Here is a 16,894-nt window from a genome sequence, read left to right as displayed (position 1 = left end):
TTAAACGATATCCTTTCTATAAAAACGCCTCATCGCCAGAGTGCTGAAAACAACGCCTGCCGCAAACCAGCTTGTTAATGTAACGATTTCATAGTGCTCAAACATCGTTAAGCTGGAAACTCCAGAAAAATACATATGAGGGTTTACCAATAACAGCGTCAAATTGAAATTCATCAAAATCAGAACCAGTGGCATTCCGGCAAAAAAAGACGGGATCACAAACATACTGACCAGCAGCAAAATCATGACGATCCATGTCATATAGCTATTTTTTATAACTATGCTTAATGCAAAAGTCAGTAAAGACACGATTATCAATATGAATGATAGAATGGCAATTGCCATCCATAAATAATGGTGAAACTCTATTGGCCACCGTGTAATATACGGAAATTTGTATTCCCAGTTCAGACCGCTGCTAATCAGCGAATGCCAAAGCCCCGAATAATCATAAAATTGAAAGTATGCCAGTAGGCTTATACCGAATAATGGAACGATCAAAAGCAACGTGCTCAGCAGACTTGCCGCAAGCTTATTCCAGATTAAGTGCCGTCCTCTTTTTGTCGTATACGCAACTAACTGCGAGCAATTTTCAAACTCGTAATTTGCGATAAGCGCTGTCAGCAGCACAACGAGCATGACACCCTCAAGAGCCGTATTTTTCAATAGGTTTCGAAATAATTCAGTATGCATGCGATAATCCCCGGCAAAAAACCACTGCTTATATTCTGCGTTTTCCTTCATTTTCTCAAGACGCGTATCCAGCTTTTTATATTCAGCCGTTACGGCTTTTTGTGTTATCCCGCTTAAACTAAGCCCTTTAACCATCGAGTCTCGCATTTGACCGGCGTCAAGTTCCGAATAGCGTCCGTCCAGACTTTTCCCCAGCCCTATGTACATCTGCATCAGACCGATACGGTCGATTTCCTGCTGCTCTTCTTTACTCGCCATTGAGTATTGTTCAAACGTCATAGCTTTTAAGAATGCATCGGCATCTTGATAGCTAGAATCAACTTTACGTACATCTTCATTTACATGTTCCTGCATCGTGTTCAAAATGGAATCATCAAAAGTCAGTCCGTATTCTTCTACAATATGATTTACAACCTTTAACTCAGCCTTATAGTCAGCGCCACTGTAAATGGTAAAGAGATTAAACGAAATAAATAACCCCAGCAAACAAAGGATGACGGGTGAACATAACGCTTTTTTCATTTCCATCCAGGTGATTTGCATGTTGATTACCCGCCCGTGCTTTCATTTGCATATTCAACCAAAAAGACATCTTCCAGTTGCGGATGAACCGGTTTCCACGCCGGGTCAGCCTGTTCATCTGCAACAAATCTGACCAGCATTGCCCCATGCTCCTGCTTTTCCTGCAGGGTTAAATATGTTTTTCGGAATGATGAAAAATCATCAAATGACATGGACGTCTCAAACACTTTTCCAGCAAGGGTTTCACAAATCTCCGAAACAGAAGCCTTATGCAGCAGCTCTTTATTTTTAATCATGATGATTTCATTTGCGATGGATTCAATATCCGATACAATGTGTGTGGAAATAATGATGATGCGGTTTCGGGCCAATTCAGATAATAAATGACGAAAACGCGCACGTTCTTTCGGATCTAACCCTGCTGTCGGCTCATCGAGGATAAGAATCTTCGGATCGTTCAGCAATGCTTGCGCAATACCGACACGCTGTATCATTCCGCCTGAAAATTTCTTCATTTTTTTATTTTTCACTTCTGAAAGTGCCACCATCTCAAGTACTTCGTCGATGCGCTGTCCTGCAGATTTTCTATCCATTCCTTTTAGCGCTGCTAAATACGTCAGGTATTGTTTTGGTGTCTTGTGTTTGTAATAACCGAATTGCTGCGGCAAGTAGCCTATTAGCTCGCGGTAAGACTCTCCAAGCGATTCAATTGACTCACCCTTATACAGGATGGTTCCGCTTGTGGGCTGAATAAGGGTAACCAGCATTTTAATCAACGTCGTCTTACCGGCGCCATTTGGCGACAGCAATCCGAAAATACCCTGATCAAATGTTAAATGAACGGCATTAAGCGCTGTAAAATCACCATATCGTTTTCCTAAATCCTTTAGCTCTAACATGCCAAAGCCTCCTCGTGTCTTCGATTAAATACGTGTTTCAAAGAAATCAGATAGATCCAGAAGCTCACCAGCAGAATAACGCCATAAGAGATCATTGGCAGAGTATTGAGCACCGCTCCATACTCTTTCCCTGATAAAAGAAATAAAACTGTATTGACCAGGACCCATGCGGCTATAAATAAAACACTGCGTTTCAAGAAATGTCCTGATCTTAAAACGAACAGCAGCCCGGCTGAAAAGACAAACAAACCGGTCATTGACACCAGGATTCCACGCAGGACATTGAGATCCACTTTATAGGACAGAATGAAAACAACTGTAATGTTAACAAAGATAGCCATGCTGCTGAACACAAGCATTCTAACAACTAACAGTTGATAGACCGTATATTTCATGGTCATCTCTAATTCAAAAGTGTCATTTACTTTCTTGTGATAGTAGCCATATGCCATGAAGCTTAGAAAAGACAATGGAGACAGAATAAAAAGCATTCCATAAAAGTCAGGTGCTTGATTAGCAGCTTCATTACTTACTAAAAACAAATATGCCAATACAATAATCATTAAACAGCCGCTGAATAATGCCTCACCCCGATTAATGAAAAGATACTGCCAGCCCATTTGACGTCTTATTTCAGCAATTGAAAGTATTAAATTTTGTTTTTTCGGGAGACCCTGTTTTACAATCAGTGCTACCTGTTTATTGATGTCTTCATCAGAAGGATAGGGAATTGACCATTTACTCTTATCCGTTGCCATGATTCTCAATCTCCTTTCTCAGCTTCTTTAAAATGGCATAATACTTTGTTTTCACCGTTGATTCAGACAGAACCAGCAGCCCTGCAATCTCATGAAATGTCAGTTCTAAAAACAATTTAAAGCGGACAATTTGCTGATCTTTCACATCAAATCTTTGGAGCAGTTCATTCACAAGCTGTATGTCCTCTTTTGTAGAGAGCTGCTCTACAACACTGTCTGACCCTTCCATTTCAATTTCCTCTACATATACCGTTTGCTGGCCAGCCTGATACGATCTCGAGCGGAAATAATCAATGCAATGATTAGACGCAATTCGATAAAGCCATGTGCGAAATGAAGCTTTGTTTCCATCAAAATGCGAAATGGACTGCAGCGCGCGGATAAAAATTTCCTGTGTCAAATCCTGTGCCATTTGTTCGTCAAAAAATTGTCTGTACACAAACGCGAACATTTCTTTGTAGTATTTCTTGATCAATTTATTGGCACTTTCTTCATGGGCATGCTGCTGTATCTTCCTAATCCATCTGCCCTCAAAATCCACCGCTGCATCACATCACTTTCATCGTTCACCTGTATATTCGTAAAGCCACTATAAATAGTTTTAAAAATTTTATTTTTCATCATAAAAAATGCAGGCAGAAAACATATCCGTTTTCTTCCTGCATTTTTCATTTTATCTATCTAATTCATATTTTTCCAGAATCTTTTAGCATAATCAGTAAGATTAAGACTTAATTTGACACTGATTTCGAATGATTTGGCCTCTCATGTCTTTTTTTAAAAATTTGCTCAGGAGAAATACCGATTCTACATTTCTAGAATCGCCTTAACAAATTCCGTTTTTTCATCTGCATATTTATGTTTATCATTCGAATTTGAGCTTGCTAATGCAAGCTTCAGCTGTTCATATTCCTGTCTGTGCTGCTCGTTCCTTCTCAAGCAATCTCTGAATCTGAGCTGTTCTGCCAAGTATCTATTACCTGTTTCGTACATATGGATCTGATGTGTTCTCGGTTCTCCTTTATTGAAGTAATGCCTTTCCGGTAAAACGTTTGTGCCCCTGTAGGAGTAACCTATTTTCTCTAGTGCGGGTGCACACTTTTCTCCGTCTGAGAAATCATGTATTTCTATAGCTATGTCAATGATTGGCTTTGCACAAAGGCCTTCGATGGCTGTACTTCCAATATGATGAACGCGATGGACGTATGGACCAATCAAAGCTTGAATGCGCTGCTTTTCTGTTTCAAATTCAGTTATCCATTTGTTCGTCCACGGTACTAAGAAAACTTCACCTTTGGGTAATCCGAGCATGTTGCATCTCCTATCCTTAAAACTCAAAACTATTTTTCTCTATGACTTCCCCTTGGTCTGAAGATTTGATTATAATATCAAACCGCTCGCTGTAAGGATGCATAAACAACTTGTACTGTATCCGGCGCTGATTATGGGAAAAGAGCAAGTACTTTTTATTCGTTCCACGTTCAAGAACATCCCGGTTCATTCTTCTGGCGAGTTCTGTTTCGTCATCCGTATAAAAATAGATGTTTAAATCATAGAGTACCGGGTTCGTGAAAGCAACAGCCATACCCTCAACAATAGATATCCTTTTCTTTGAATCAATCAACAAACTTTTTGAATAAGGAGCATCGATTGTAAGGAAATCCACTCCCTGCCTGATCATTTGTACATCTCTTTCCAATGAAGGCAGATGATGAGCGTCCGGGTGGCAGGCTGTCATTTTATAGGCATGATTTTCATTCCCATAGCTGTATTCAATCCGTGCATGCTTTCTAACACCTGAACTAATTATGTATGGATCCGTATTCAGGTAATTGGTATCTTCTTTCTTCAGTGCATCCAGGAGTTTATCTGCGAAGGTTGTTTTTCCAGCGGCTCCATGGCCTGAAATGCCTATTACAATTCTTTTATTTGAGTTTGCAGTCCAATTTATGATGCTCTCTGTTAAATGATTCATACCTTCAACCCTTCAGTAACGCGCTTAATCTAATAAAAAAAACGAATAAAAAATACAATTCCATAAAGAGGTATGCCGACGATCAGCATTCCCGCTAAAAAGTAACAGATACTTTTAAAGATACTCTTAAGGAAATCAGAGATTGCTCCAGCAAAATCATCTATAAAATGCTTCATGACACACACCTTCCAGTAAATGTTGAAAACCATTAGCCGAACGTGAAAATGCTGATCGAATAGTCCCCTTCAGGCAAATCGCCCTGAAAATCAAAGCCAGCTTTCAAATAGAAATTTTTCAGTTTTTCATTTCCCGCCCAGCAGTCCAAATAAATCTTTTTCTTTACTGACATGGCGTAAGAACAAGCAAATTCTGTGATGTATAAGGCAATCCCTTTTCCCTGATGTGCAGGCAGAATAGCTAGTTGACTTAAATAGATACTGGCAGAATATGATTGATTTCTTCTATACAAAAGGCACCAATTACCATTGAGTCATCTACTAGTACGTACATTTCATGGTTCTTAATTTTGCTTAAAAGCTTTTCTGCACACCAGGGTTACTCCCATTGGTTTATTCCCTTTTTGTGCAAGTCGGCTGTAACTTGATTGTACATATGCAAAACTTGCTTCAAGTCTTGTCTAGAAACTAATCTTATGTTCATCTTCCTATCATCCATTATCTTTTACACAAGAAAAAACCAAGACTACCGGAATCCGCCGCCTTCTTAAAAATTCTTCTTCACTGCTGAAATGCTCCCTTTTAGGAGTGCCTTCACTCAGATCCAGCACTATAAAACCAGCCCGTCTAAGTGCTGAAAAATAATGTTCGATTGTCCGGTGATACTTTACGACAGTTTGGTTAATCCACGGTTCTTTTCTTTCTCCTTCAAGGAAATAGTCATCAACAAGCCAGCTGCCGCGTTTATCCCCATGCTCTTTACTTGCAAAAGCAGAAGTTGTAAGCGGATGCTGTACGCTGAAGACGAATTTGCCGTTTTCTTTAAGTGTTTGATGGATATCTTGAAATAGCTTGCGAAGATCCGAGATGTAATGCAGGACAAACCGGGACGTTACAAGATCAAACGTTTCTTCAGGAAAACTTTGTGATTCAATCGCTTCGCAGATAATAGTTCCGTTTTGTCCAATCAGATTGGATCGCGCTGCTTCAGCCATTTGCTCCGAACCTTCTACACCTGTGTAGTGTTTAGCCCCATGGTGTAAAAGCTCATTACCAAACCTGGCATCGCCACACCCTAAATCCAAAATATTTTTGTCCCTAATATCCCCGATTAATTCATGAATGATAGGACTTTCAATGGCATTATTGGGACTGTCGTGTCTGTTCCTTCTGCTCATGTACTGTTCAAAAAAATCCTGCTGATTATAGGCACTGGCTCCTCTGAACTCCACTTGTATCCCTCCTGTGTTTACGGTTCTACTTTAATCATTTAGGCTCTGCTAAATTCAAATAATATACAGGGAAAGTCAAAGTGAAAAAAATCACCCATTTATTGAGTAAAAGTATTCATAGACTTTGAAGGGTTAGGTTCATTAATCTCCGATATAAAAAATACATTGGAAAAGACATATGAAGAATTCAGGTTCCTTTATAGGAGAATGTTCTTCAATTTCCAAATAAGTTTTAAAGAGTTCCGTTGTTTTCATTTTCCACCTTGCAGCTTCCTTACCATCACAGTAAACTTTTGCCCAATCCATTAACTCTTTCTTTACAGTGAATTCATCACCAGATGTGCATTTAATTAGCAATTCGGGAGATATTGTTTGCCAACTACTGTACGATACATTATATTCCTCCTGATTATCTAAATTAACTATTTTATACTGTGTTCTTCCCCATAGCGGCACCTTATTCCCCTGGTATTTTGGTTCTCCGCTTTCTGTAAATACATCGAACTGCACAAAAAAATTATGATCTAAAAAGATATCAGCCATTCTTCTGAACATGTTATTATATGTCCGTTTAAAGCTGCATACGATTTCACCATTACTATCTTTTACGTTAACTATTTTAGTTGAATTTTTGACTTTTGGCGGGTGATAAGTAAAACTCTGCATCTTTCCTCCAGGTTTAGATAGTGTACTTTTAAGAAGGTGCTAAAACGTTTTGCTTATCTTGACAAGCAGAACGTAAACTGGTTTTCATATTGGTTAGATCCATCATTTCTCAGGCATCCACTATCAGCATACAGCCTTTTTTAACAGTTCTCACTCTACTTTAGCATAATTATCCAAATCTATAACAGTACTTCCTCATTATGTTAGCCATTAATCTAAAAGATGTTTGACAATCTCTCAGCTTTCTATTATTATCATTACTAATAACAATAACAATGAAGGGTGAGAACAGTGACTAAGGCCAAGATGGATTTAATCCTGCATCCGGTCCGAATACAAATTATTCAGCAGCTTTCCAGGAATGATGCAACTGTGAGTCAGCTGAAGGAATGGCTCTCCGATATTCCCCAGGCAACTCTTTACCGCCATTTAAATATTCTGAAGGAAAATAAGATTATTTTTGTAAAAGAAGAACGGAAAATAAGAGGCGCCGTTGAGCGGACGTATGCGATTGAAAAACAAAACCCAGTGGTGTCTTTGGAAGAGCTGACAAGTATGTCCGGCGAAGACCACCTGAACATGTTTATGACCTTTTTATCCAACGTGACCGGCCAGGCCAAAAGCTATCTGCTAGCCGATCCTGACTTGTCCAATGATCCATTTGGATACAGTCAAGTAGATCTCCACCTGACAAAGGAGGAAGTTGAGGATTTATCTAAAAGCATGAATGAACTCCTCAGCCGTTTTCTATCCAATAAACCTTCCCCGGAGAACGAGAAGGTTACTCTGATTCAAATGCTTTTACCGGAGCCCAAGACTATCAAAGGAAGTGCTGACTGACAATGTTAACCCGATTTTATCGTAAAGTGTTTGAATTAAACGGCCATCCAGCCGCTGCAAAATTACTCAAAAGGTTTGCGCAATCTAAAGCAAGTAAACCTTTCACAGGTTCATTTTCAAGACTGTATAAATTAAATATGCAGGAAGCAGGCAAAAGTCTGCAGGACTACGAATCTCTTCATGATCTTTTCACCCGTGAATTAAAACCGGATGTCCGTCCGATTGCAGAAGGACAGGATTCGTTCGTCAGTCCAAGTGACAGTGTCTTATCGGTTGTTGACCACCTGACGCCTGAAAGCAGGTTCGTTGTGAAAGGACAGGAATATACAGTGGAAGAGCTGCTTGGGTCTAAAAGCGAAGCCGAGGTATATTCAGGCGGACAAGTGCTGATCTTTTATTTAAGTCCCACTGACTACCACCGGGTTCATGTTCCAATGGATGCAAAGGTCGAAGAAGTATATACATTGGGGAAAGAAGCAGCGCCCGTTAATACAATCGGATTAAAATACGGACTCCGCCCTTTGACGAGAAATTACCGTTTAGTGACGAAATTCAGCGTGGACGGAGCTCCATTTGCACAAGTGATGGTCGGTGCTCTGAATGTTAACTCTATTGAAAGAACCAATCATCAGCCCAATGTTCGCCGCGGCGACCCGTTTGGCTACTTCTCATTCGGTTCAACTGTTGTGATCTGTGTTCCAAAAGGACGTTTGAATTTTACCGGAAAGACGGGACCAGTGAAAATGGGTGAGGAAATTGGCAAGTGGCAGTCTGCCGGTGACGTGCTGTAATTTCACATTCAGGATATAATCTTAGAATATCCGGTTATTTAGAGCCGGTACAATCAAAAAGCAGCCGGACGGCTGCTTTTTTGGTTGCTTTATTTATTCTTTTCAATCAGCGCCATGATTTCCGTCTTAGATGGAAGAGCGGAAATTGCCCCCTTGCCTGCAGCCGTAAGTGCGCCGCTGGCATGGGCAAACTGAAGAATTTCAAGGTATTCTTTCTGCAGAATGGTTTCAAGATTGTCCGGAGTTGCGCCTGCTCCCAGCAGCTTGTACAAGAAGCCGCCAATAAATGCATCTCCGGCACCTGTCGTATCCTGAACGTTCACCTTGTATGAGCCGGTCTCCCATTTACGTCCATTCTTCATGTAAAGATCTGCACCATCAGCACCTTTTGTGTATACAACAGCCTGTACATCACCCGTAAAAACAGATTGTACGGCCTCATCTGTGTCGCGGATTCCTGTTATAAATTCCAGCTCTTCGTCTGAAATTTTCACAAGATGCGCCGAAGGAAGAAATTCCAGGATGGCTGCACGGCAATCTTCAGGACGTTCCCAAAGGGGCAGTCTGACATTGGGATCGAAACTGATTAATCCGCCATGATTCTTCATACGTTCTATTGCCCTTTTATGGGCCAGCTTCATTGGACTGTCAATCAGATCGACCGAACAGAAATGAAGAACGTCACCTGCTGAAAACCACTCATCTCTTATATCTTCTGGTGAAAACAGCAGATCGGCTGAGGGATTACGGTAAAAAGAAAATTCCCGCTCACCGTTTTCAGTTAAGGATACAAAGGCAAGTCCCGTATTGGCTTTGTTTGTTCTTTGTATTTTATCTGTTTTTACTCCTGCTTTTTCGAGCTCATCGATCAGATAATCACCAAAAGCATCCGCTCCGACCTGGGTAATCATCGAGGCTTCTCCTCCGTATTTTGCAACTGCAGCTGCTACGTTGGCAGGAGCGCCTCCCGGGGCCCTCTCGAAGGTAACCACTTCTTTAAGAGATGCACCGCGCTCCTGAGGAATGAAATCAATTAATACTTCACCAATCGAAAATAGTTCACCCATTATCATGCCTCCTAAATAGAAATTCCACGTAACAACTCATGTTTTGCATAGGTTACAGTCAGACTGCCGTCACTGAACACTCTGATGCCGTTAGATTGACTGTCCGGGAAGACGCGCGATGTGAACACAGTTTCACCGTCATTAAGAAAAATTTCGACTATGCTTCGATCCGCAAATATCCGGGCTTTAACCACATCAGCTGCGCCCAGTTCCGCACTTCGAATAAAGCCGTAATCACCGCCAAATGATTCGTTGAATTTCTCACGGTTTAAGCTTACCGTCTGACTGGTTCTGTCAATAGTCAGCACCAATCCTTCTGTTTCTGATGAGAAAAGTTCTAAACGAATATGCTCTCCATGCATTTCAGAGAATTCCATTTCGAGTTCATATTGAACTGATTCATTCTCAATTTCCCGGCTGTCTCTGTCTAAAGTGAAACAATCAGACACCGTATTTCTTCTCAATTGCTCCACTGCTTCAGCTGGCTGCTGAATTAATTTTACGTTCTCAATCGAAAGCTCACGCGGAATCGTCAGACAATGCGCCCATGACTCTCGATCGCTGGGGTAATCCATCTCCCCCATTCCAGCCCAGGCAAGAAGCAGACGCTCGCCATTTTTGCCCTCAAACGTTTGGGGAGCATAGAAATCAAAGCCCTTTTCGACTTCCTGATAATGGGTGACCTTAAACGTCAATGCTTCAAGGTCAAGATGTCCAATCATATACATCACATTATAAAGATTTTGGTAATCATGACCGTCAGCCTTAAGCCCTTGAGGGGAAACAATCAGAACATCGCGGCCGTCAAGTTCAAAGTAATCCGGGCATTCGAGCATATATACCGTTTCAGGCAGATCAGCCTCAATTGTAAGCTCCCCTTTAAAGGACCAGTCAACGGCATTATCCGAATCATAGACAATAACGGCTCCCGTCTGATCTGATCTTTGGGCGCCAAGAAGCATATAAAATTTATTGCCGCGTTTGAATACTTTAGGATCGCGTACATGCCCCGTATACCCTTCAGGTACTCCTTTAATAATCGGGTTGTGCTCGTACTTGTGAATGGAACCATCCTTTTCCATGACAGCAAGGCACTGATTAGCCGATCTTTCCTCCGGCCCGTACTTAATATTTCCCGTGTAATACAAGTAAAGCCTGCCATCCACTTCAAGTGATGCACCTGAATAAGCCCCGTGTGATTCGTAATCCTCAACCGGAACAATTGCGACAGGAAGACGCTCCCAGTTTATCAGGTCTGCCGACTTTACGTGTGCCCAATGTTTCATCCCGTGCATGGCTCCAAAAGGATACCATTGATAAAACACATGAAATTCTCCGTTAAAATAAGCTAAGCCGTTCGGGTCATTGATTAATCCGTACTGTGGATGAATATGAAAGGCAGGCTTCCAGCCGGAATCTGCAGATTTCTTTTTTAATTGCCCGAGTTCGTTTTCCTTTGCTTCAAAAATAGTTCTGTACTTTGGTTCCGTATAGCGTGACATACTGTTCCCTCCTGTAAAAGCTTTGAGGAGAGGATGTGCTCCTCTCCCCGATTTATCGTGAATGTTTAGTCTAAAACAGGTTTTTTCACTTTAAGATAAATAAGTGTCAGTACCGCACCCGTGGCAAGAGCCAGAAGGTTTGCGATAATGTAATTTAAATGACCACCGCCCTGTGCTGCAACGATTGCAAAACCGGGTACGGCCGTGGCCCCGAAGCCAAGAGCTTTGATGCCGGTCAGGTAGACATAGGCTCCTCCGGCAGCGCCGCCGATGCAGCCCATAATCAGCGGGAATTTATATCTGACATTCACTCCGAACAGAGCAGGTTCTGAGATGCCGAAAAGCGTAGAAGCAAAGGCAGAGACGCCGATCTGGCGGGCCTTATCACTTTTCCAAAGACCAAGAGTGTAGCCCAGAACAGCTCCGCCCTGACCCATTAGAGCAACAGACATAAGCGGCATAATAAAGTTAGAGCCTGTGTCCGCAATCAACTGCGCTTCAACAGCTCCGATGACATGGTGCAGACCTGTGATAACAATCACCTGCTGGATGCCGGCAAACAGCATGAAGCCAAAGATACCCAGATTATCAACCGACCACATCAGCCCATTTGTTATTCCTTCGGAAAGAATCCTGCCAAAAGGGCCAACTACAGTGAACAGAAGGAATCCTGCCACGACAATGGTCAAAAATGGGGCTAAAAACAGTTTAATAATATCTGGAACTTTTCTGTTGAAAAACTGATCAAGCTTCGCAATGACAAGTCCCATCATCAGGGCAATAATAATACCGCCCTGGAAGGCTACCAGAGAAACCTTCAATCCGAAAATGCTGATTATTTCCGGTTTAACAGATCCATTTCCTACAGCGTAGGCATTCGCAAGATCTGGGTGAAGCATAATGGCACCAAGCACTAAACCAAGTACAGGATTACCGCCGAAACGTTTAGTAGCCGAGTAAACGACCAGTAAAGGCAGAATTGTAAAGATCCCCGTTGACATAATGGAGATGAAGCGGTTAAAGCCTGCAATCTGCGGATACATTTCAACGACAGACTGTGCCCCGAAAATTCCTTTTTGGCTCAGCAGTCCTGTAACCCCCATCAGTAAAGCAGCGGCAAGCAGCCCTGGAATAATTTCTACAAATACATCCGATAATGCCTTGATTCCTCGTTGAAACGCATTCTGCTTCCCGGCAGTCTGCTGTTTCACATCTCCAAGAGACATCCCCTGCACACCCGCTTCTTCAGTAAAGACAGCGTATACATCATTGACCGTTCCGGCTCCGATAATAATCTGAAGCTGGTCTCCGGCCATAAAAGACCCTTTTACATGATCCAATTTGCCGATTTCATTTATGTCTGCTTTCTCGTTATCGTGAAGCACAATACGCAGTCTTGTTGCACAATGTGCAGCACCCTGAATATTTTCTTTTCCGCCTATTAAACGGATGATCTCCTTAACAGTGGGCAGGTATTTAGACTTGATTGATGTTTTAGCCACTTTTGAATTCCTCCCTTTATTAAAAGAGGAACCGGTTCCAGTTACAAGCAAAAGAGTGTTCCTCACCATTGATAAGGAACCGGTTCCACAAGACCATTTTAATACAGATTCATTCTTCTTGCAAGCCTTTTCTGCAAACGTTAACAGCCCTGTATTCTTTTAACACTCTCACCTTCTACAAGAGTAAAGCCGGAAATCTGCAGCTGCGGCACTTCTTTTCCCTCAGTCATCTGAATAATTGTGTTTGCTGCCATTACGCCGGTTTCTTCGTTGTTAAACCGGATTGTAGACAGCGCCGGATGAATGACTTCTGAAATGGAATATCCTCCAAAACCTGCAAGCGACATATCATTTGGCACGTTTTTTCCCAATTTCGATAAAGCTTTCATCGCCCCAAATGCAATCGTGTCTGTGGCGCAAATAATAGCCGTGGGTTCAAAGCTTTCAAGCATCTTAAGCGTTACTTCAGCGGCATCCTGAAAATTAAACTCTGAGTGAAAGACTTCTGTGTTCTTTACACCTGCATCATCAAGCCCCGCTAAGACACCCTGTTTTCTTTTTTGTCCAACAGCGATATCCTTTTCTGTTACACCAATATATGCAACGGATTGGTGTCCTTTATCTCCGATATACTGCCCCATCATAAACCCTGCGTGATAATCATCATTGATGATGCTTGCAACCTCCTCCACTTCCTGGGCAACGATCAGCACGGGAATGCGGATAGAATGAATCGTCTCGATATGTTTTTCAGTAACTCCTGTTGCAATCAAAATGATCCCGTCAACCTTCTGCCTGGAAAGACTGATCAGACTCTCGATTTCCCTGTCAACGTGCTTGCTTGTACTAATGATCAGTGTTGTAAAATCACGTTTTTTCAGTTCTTCATCAATAGCCATCAGAACAGTTGACGTGACAAAGGAATCAAGGGTCGGTGCGATAACGCCAATAAAATTTGTTTTCTTTGCCTTCAGGCTTTGTGCAAATGAATTAGGTTCATATTTTGTTGAATCAATCACCCGGCGAATCTTTTCTTTCGTCTTTTCACTAACATGCCCCCCATTGAGATAACGGGATACCGTACTCTTTGCAACTCCGGCCAGCTTGGCAATGTCATTAATTGTTACACTCATCAAACGAACACTCCAGTCAAAATAGTAGCTCCATGCCTCTATTATAAATCAATCCTGTCAAGATGGGGAATAAGCTGAAGGTCTTCAATTCTTCCCCGGCTCTCATCTAACACCTCACATACTTCCGCTTAAACCCAAGCCGGCCTTTATCCAGATCCTTTTGAATATTTTCGAAAGCGTTCAGAGCAGTGCTTTTTTTCGTGTCCCGCCTTATTTCAACTGTTCCTATTGCCTTAGCAGTCTCAACTGCTTTTTCACTCAGCGGCACATACGAAATCCCGACCGTATAAACAAATTGATTCATGGCATATTTCGCTCGTTCCGGCGAATCATGAATGGTGGTTTTCACCCCATCAAGCATCGCAGCGATCTTGCTCTCGGAAAATTCATGATCCTTGCGGTTTCCGAGCAGCCAGCAGTAGCAGCTCCAGCCTGCCGACATTTTGAGCTCTTCCCCGCTCGCAATCCACTTATCTGCCACATCCTGCGCAATATCTGATTCAGATAGAGTCACAGCCACCACATAGTCCGACAGCATATAAAAATATGCGGCATCGATCCAGCGTTCAAAATCATCCTCCGTCATGGCCTTTGGATCTGCAATAATCCCGGCAAAATACATCGCATCATAATTCCCTGTGGCATACAGCTCTTCTGCCAGTGCCTGATTGATTTTAATTTGCTTGGCGATTGGTTTCATCGCTCCAGTTGCCACACCAAAAAGAGGTTCCTGAGCACCATTTGACAGGTACATTTTTTTGGTACGCTCCTTGCCGAGAGATTCAAGCTCCTGCATAACCGTTTTGACATCCATTGTTTTTGCACGTCCTTTCATATTTTTATAACGCAACGCTACTAGCTGAGTTTTTGTTCGAGCAAAAATTTATGTTCATTCAATAAATTTAATAGAGGGAATTCATTGTTATGTATTCTCTTTGTTATTCGATGAGCTTCATACCGGGCTAGTTCATAAAGCTCCTGGTCAATATCTCCCTGTTTGCGGGCTTCTTCCAGCTCTTCTGTATCCAACTGAAACACTTCTCCCGATGGAAGAACCACAATGTCAATGAACAAGTCATCTAACCACGGCACATTCTTTTCTGCCCCAATTTCTTTACATATATCTATATACCACTGTGTCACCTTTCCGCAGGAATCAAACATGACAGTAAGCGAAAAATTTTCGTTTTTGGGAAGTACTGAAGCCATTTGTAGCCTTTATCTGCAATACAAACACTCGATTCTCCATAGTTTTTAATTAGAGGTTCGGTTACTTGGACAATTTTGATTAAGGTTACATGCCCTATAAACTCTTTAGAACAAATTATCGCACTTGCAAACCTTTTTTGTACAACTCGTTTCCAGTCCCTGTAATCTCCGTATTTCCGCTTTAGCATGCCAACCCCCGCTTTCAGGTCGAAAATGAATTATTCCCAATCATTCCTATGATTTGATATAAATGAAAGATCTTTTTGATAATGTTCAAGATGGCCTTCTTCAATCATTTTCTGAAAAGCAGGATCTTCACCTGCTTCTCTTTCAATCGTTTTGCACAAGCCTTCAATTCGCAGCAGAACGATATCCAGAACATCTTCTTCAAACGTCTTTCCGTAAGAATCAAAGAACAAATTTATTCTCCGCTTAATCCTGCTGGCATGCTCCGATGCTTGATAATAAACCTTATCCCCTTTTTCTGAGAGATAAAATCTGCTTAGCGGGACGCATGTATAAAGAGTGTATGCAATGTCCCAAATTCGCGGACCAGGTCCAGCGACATCAAAATCAATGATTCCGATTGGACGCTGGTTATTAAAAATGATGTTATATACCGCAAAATCATTGTGACAAAGTACTTCATATGGCTGAGGAGTGTTATCAAGCGGTTTCCAGCTGCTGTCGATTGGAAAATCACTGACAGCATCATGATAGAGCCTTAGCATTTCAGCTGTTTCTTGCAAAACAGCATCTGACCACATGTACTTTTTCAGCGGATAATGTCCGGCTTCACCTTCAATAAAGGTCAGAATCTCTCTGCCTTTTTCATCGATACCGAGATATTTGGGAGCATACTTATATCCTTTGTGTTCCAGATGCCTTAGTAGTGAATGAATCTTTCTGCTATTTGACTTGCATTCACGTCTTACTGTCTGTCCTGAGCGGTATACACTGGACACGTTGCCTCCAGTGAGCAATTCTTCGTTTGAAGTATTTGACAAAACGACGCACCTCCTTGTTTTCATTATTTGTGGGCGATTTCCTATCCCTTTATTATTTCTCCCTTATGACATATCAGTCGTAATCCGGTGTTTCCCGCAATGAAGACATGCAAAAAGATGGACGGTCATGTATGAATTCATCGCTTTCTTTAATTCATCTACTTGATAATCGTACTTATCAGCTTCCAGCAGTAAATCCTGCTGCAGTTCCTCCTCCAGGTGACTGATAGTACGCCAGTTTGAAGCTCCTTTATAAGCGCAAAAGTCATGGCAGTGTTCAAGCCAGGAAATTTCCTGCCAGGACCGGATGGAAGGGGTCCGCATATGCAGCTCCTTCACCTTTAAATCATCGTCAAATGTAGCTGCATAGGGCTGATTAAAGAAAACCTCATACTCGTCCCCGGCTCTTCCTGATGCAATGCAATGAACACAAATCACATCCAAATCGTCTTCTCCGTATGCTCCTTCATGAAAGATATAGCCTTCCTGACTGCATACCTCGCATGTATCATGATAAAAAGACAAAGATCCGCTTTCATACACATCTGGATGATAAGTAAAATGAGGAAGGCCCAGTGCAGTTTTAAATTCTTTAATTTCTTTTTCCAAGTCTGTGAGACTGATAGTCCATTTCTGATCTTGTGTTTCTTTGTAAACCGTATAGTCAGCACCGGCACTTACCAGTTCAATGATTGCTTTCATTAGCAGCATTCTGTCATATTCAAAATCTTCCGCGCGGTAAACCTTTTTTTTCTTCGTAACGGCTTTTCTGAAATATTCAAAATCATGGGCAGGCAAGATCTGGCTCACCCGGGAAAAGAATGTCCCCTTTTGATTCTGATGCCACTGGGATAAATCAATTTCTAAAACAAATGTATGAGACATATTGGATCCTTCCTTAAGCAAGTCTAAGCTTCATTTA

19 protein-coding genes are annotated in these 16,894 nt (G+C 41.8%); 2 read left to right on the top strand and 17 right to left on the bottom strand.

Features of this window, described 5'->3' with window-relative positions; all coding sequences use genetic code 11:
• The 9 genes from RKD52_RS08190 to RKD52_RS08150 all read right to left on the bottom strand — a co-directional run bounded on the left by RKD52_RS08190 (position 1) and on the right by RKD52_RS08150 (position 6,921).
• Positions 1 to 1,236, bottom strand: coding sequence for a hypothetical protein (locus RKD52_RS08190; RefSeq protein ID WP_454099329.1), 1,236 nt, complete (start codon positions 1,234 to 1,236; stop codon positions 1 to 3).
• A gap of 5 nt (positions 1,237 to 1,241) precedes the next feature.
• Positions 1,242 to 2,114, bottom strand: coding sequence for an ABC transporter ATP-binding protein (locus RKD52_RS08185; protein ID WP_454099328.1), 873 nt, complete (start codon positions 2,112 to 2,114; stop codon positions 1,242 to 1,244).
• Complete coding sequence (locus tag RKD52_RS08180) at positions 2,108 to 2,872, bottom strand: hypothetical protein (RefSeq protein WP_454099327.1); 765 nt, start codon at positions 2,870 to 2,872, stop codon at positions 2,108 to 2,110. Before RKD52_RS08180 ends, RKD52_RS08185 begins: the two co-directional genes overlap by 7 nt.
• On the bottom strand, positions 2,859 to 3,413 hold the full coding sequence (locus tag RKD52_RS08175) for an RNA polymerase sigma factor (protein ID WP_454099326.1): 555 nt from the start codon (positions 3,411 to 3,413) through the stop codon (positions 2,859 to 2,861). Before RKD52_RS08175 ends, RKD52_RS08180 begins: the two co-directional genes overlap by 14 nt.
• Before the next feature lie 266 nt (positions 3,414 to 3,679).
• On the bottom strand, positions 3,680 to 4,183 hold the full coding sequence (locus tag RKD52_RS08170) for a GrpB family protein (protein WP_454099325.1): 504 nt from the start codon (positions 4,181 to 4,183) through the stop codon (positions 3,680 to 3,682).
• A 16-nt stretch (positions 4,184 to 4,199) separates the two neighbouring features.
• Positions 4,200 to 4,847, bottom strand: coding sequence for a uridine kinase family protein (locus tag RKD52_RS08165; RefSeq protein ID WP_454099324.1), 648 nt, complete (start codon positions 4,845 to 4,847; stop codon positions 4,200 to 4,202).
• Positions 4,848 to 5,055: 208 nt separating this feature from the next.
• Positions 5,056 to 5,316 (bottom strand): GNAT family N-acetyltransferase, encoded by a 261-nt coding sequence (locus tag RKD52_RS08160; RefSeq protein ID WP_454099323.1) that lies wholly within the window; start codon positions 5,314 to 5,316, stop codon positions 5,056 to 5,058.
• Between the two features lie 198 nt (positions 5,317 to 5,514).
• Positions 5,515 to 6,255, bottom strand: a complete 741-nt coding sequence (locus tag RKD52_RS08155) for a class I SAM-dependent methyltransferase (protein WP_454099322.1) — start codon at positions 6,253 to 6,255, stop codon at positions 5,515 to 5,517.
• Between the two features lie 141 nt (positions 6,256 to 6,396).
• Entirely contained in the window at positions 6,397 to 6,921 is a 525-nt protein-coding gene (locus tag RKD52_RS08150) for a tubby C-terminal domain-like protein (protein ID WP_454099321.1), read from the bottom strand.
• A gap of 291 nt (positions 6,922 to 7,212) precedes the next feature.
• On the opposite strand from RKD52_RS08150, the gene RKD52_RS08145 reads away from it, so the two are divergent.
• Together RKD52_RS08145 and RKD52_RS08140 are read left to right on the top strand one after the other, a co-directional pair.
• Positions 7,213 to 7,761, top strand: coding sequence for a helix-turn-helix domain-containing protein (locus RKD52_RS08145; protein WP_454099320.1), 549 nt, complete (start codon positions 7,213 to 7,215; stop codon positions 7,759 to 7,761).
• Positions 7,762 to 7,763: 2 nt separating this feature from the next.
• Positions 7,764 to 8,552 carry a phosphatidylserine decarboxylase gene (locus tag RKD52_RS08140; protein WP_454099319.1) on the top strand — a complete coding sequence of 263 codons (789 nt, stop codon included), beginning with the start codon at positions 7,764 to 7,766 and terminating at the stop codon, positions 8,550 to 8,552.
• Between the two features lie 89 nt (positions 8,553 to 8,641).
• On the opposite strand, the gene RKD52_RS08135 is transcribed toward RKD52_RS08140, so the two are convergent.
• The 8 genes from RKD52_RS08135 to RKD52_RS08100 form a co-directional block, all read right to left on the bottom strand.
• On the bottom strand, positions 8,642 to 9,619 hold the full coding sequence (locus tag RKD52_RS08135; RefSeq protein WP_454099318.1) for a carbohydrate kinase family protein: 978 nt from the start codon (positions 9,617 to 9,619) through the stop codon (positions 8,642 to 8,644).
• A gap of 11 nt (positions 9,620 to 9,630) precedes the next feature.
• The gene (locus tag RKD52_RS08130) at positions 9,631 to 11,121 is read right to left on the bottom strand and encodes a glycoside hydrolase family 32 protein (protein ID WP_454099317.1); all 1,491 of its coding nucleotides are present in this window, start codon (positions 11,119 to 11,121) and stop codon (positions 9,631 to 9,633) included.
• A gap of 65 nt (positions 11,122 to 11,186) precedes the next feature.
• Positions 11,187 to 12,623, bottom strand: coding sequence for a PTS transporter subunit EIIC (locus tag RKD52_RS08125; protein WP_454099316.1), 1,437 nt, complete (start codon positions 12,621 to 12,623; stop codon positions 11,187 to 11,189).
• 140 nt (positions 12,624 to 12,763) lie between these two features.
• The gene (locus RKD52_RS08120) at positions 12,764 to 13,756 is read right to left on the bottom strand and encodes a LacI family DNA-binding transcriptional regulator (protein ID WP_454099315.1); all 993 of its coding nucleotides are present in this window, start codon (positions 13,754 to 13,756) and stop codon (positions 12,764 to 12,766) included.
• A gap of 106 nt (positions 13,757 to 13,862) precedes the next feature.
• Positions 13,863 to 14,570, bottom strand: coding sequence for a DNA alkylation repair protein (locus RKD52_RS08115; protein ID WP_454099314.1), 708 nt, complete (start codon positions 14,568 to 14,570; stop codon positions 13,863 to 13,865).
• A 41-nt stretch (positions 14,571 to 14,611) separates the two neighbouring features.
• Positions 14,612 to 14,920 (bottom strand): DUF402 domain-containing protein, encoded by a 309-nt coding sequence (locus tag RKD52_RS08110; protein WP_454101168.1) that lies wholly within the window; start codon positions 14,918 to 14,920, stop codon positions 14,612 to 14,614.
• Positions 14,921 to 15,183: 263 nt separating this feature from the next.
• Positions 15,184 to 15,972, bottom strand: a complete 789-nt coding sequence (locus tag RKD52_RS08105) for a phosphotransferase (RefSeq protein WP_454099313.1) — start codon at positions 15,970 to 15,972, stop codon at positions 15,184 to 15,186.
• Between the two features lie 63 nt (positions 15,973 to 16,035).
• Positions 16,036 to 16,857, bottom strand: a complete 822-nt coding sequence (locus RKD52_RS08100) for a CbrC family protein (protein ID WP_454099312.1) — start codon at positions 16,855 to 16,857, stop codon at positions 16,036 to 16,038.
• Between the last annotated feature and the right edge of the window lie 37 nt (positions 16,858 to 16,894).

The sequence above is a fragment of the Metabacillus sp. SLBN-84 genome (genome assembly GCF_053629595.1).
Note: the sequence above shows the minus strand (reverse complement) of the source record. Positions and strands in the feature narration are given on the sequence as shown.

Excerpts from the sequence above, each read along its gene's own strand:
- RKD52_RS08190 (WP_454099329.1), bottom strand. The coding sequence starts at position 1,236 with ATGCAAATCACCTGGATGGAAATGAAAAAAGCGTTATGTTCACCCGTC.
- RKD52_RS08185 (WP_454099328.1), bottom strand. The coding sequence starts at position 2,114 with ATGTTAGAGCTAAAGGATTTAGGAAAACGATATGGTGATTTTACAGCG.
- RKD52_RS08180 (WP_454099327.1), bottom strand. The coding sequence starts at position 2,872 with ATGGCAACGGATAAGAGTAAATGGTCAATTCCCTATCCTTCTGATGAA.
- RKD52_RS08170 (WP_454099325.1), bottom strand. The coding sequence starts at position 4,183 with ATGCTCGGATTACCCAAAGGTGAAGTTTTCTTAGTACCGTGGACGAAC.
- RKD52_RS08165 (WP_454099324.1), bottom strand. The coding sequence starts at position 4,847 with ATGAATCATTTAACAGAGAGCATCATAAATTGGACTGCAAACTCAAAT.
- RKD52_RS08150 (WP_454099321.1), bottom strand. The coding sequence starts at position 6,921 with ATGCAGAGTTTTACTTATCACCCGCCAAAAGTCAAAAATTCAACTAAA.
- RKD52_RS08140 (WP_454099319.1), top strand. The coding sequence starts at position 7,764 with ATGTTAACCCGATTTTATCGTAAAGTGTTTGAATTAAACGGCCATCCA.
- RKD52_RS08135 (WP_454099318.1), bottom strand. The coding sequence starts at position 9,619 with ATGGGTGAACTATTTTCGATTGGTGAAGTATTAATTGATTTCATTCCT.
- RKD52_RS08130 (WP_454099317.1), bottom strand. The coding sequence starts at position 11,121 with ATGTCACGCTATACGGAACCAAAGTACAGAACTATTTTTGAAGCAAAG.
- RKD52_RS08120 (WP_454099315.1), bottom strand. The coding sequence starts at position 13,756 with ATGAGTGTAACAATTAATGACATTGCCAAGCTGGCCGGAGTTGCAAAG.
- RKD52_RS08115 (WP_454099314.1), bottom strand. The coding sequence starts at position 14,570 with ATGGATGTCAAAACGGTTATGCAGGAGCTTGAATCTCTCGGCAAGGAG.
- RKD52_RS08110 (WP_454101168.1), bottom strand. The coding sequence starts at position 14,920 with ATGTTTGATTCCTGCGGAAAGGTGACACAGTGGTATATAGATATATGT.
- RKD52_RS08100 (WP_454099312.1), bottom strand. The coding sequence starts at position 16,857 with ATGTCTCATACATTTGTTTTAGAAATTGATTTATCCCAGTGGCATCAG.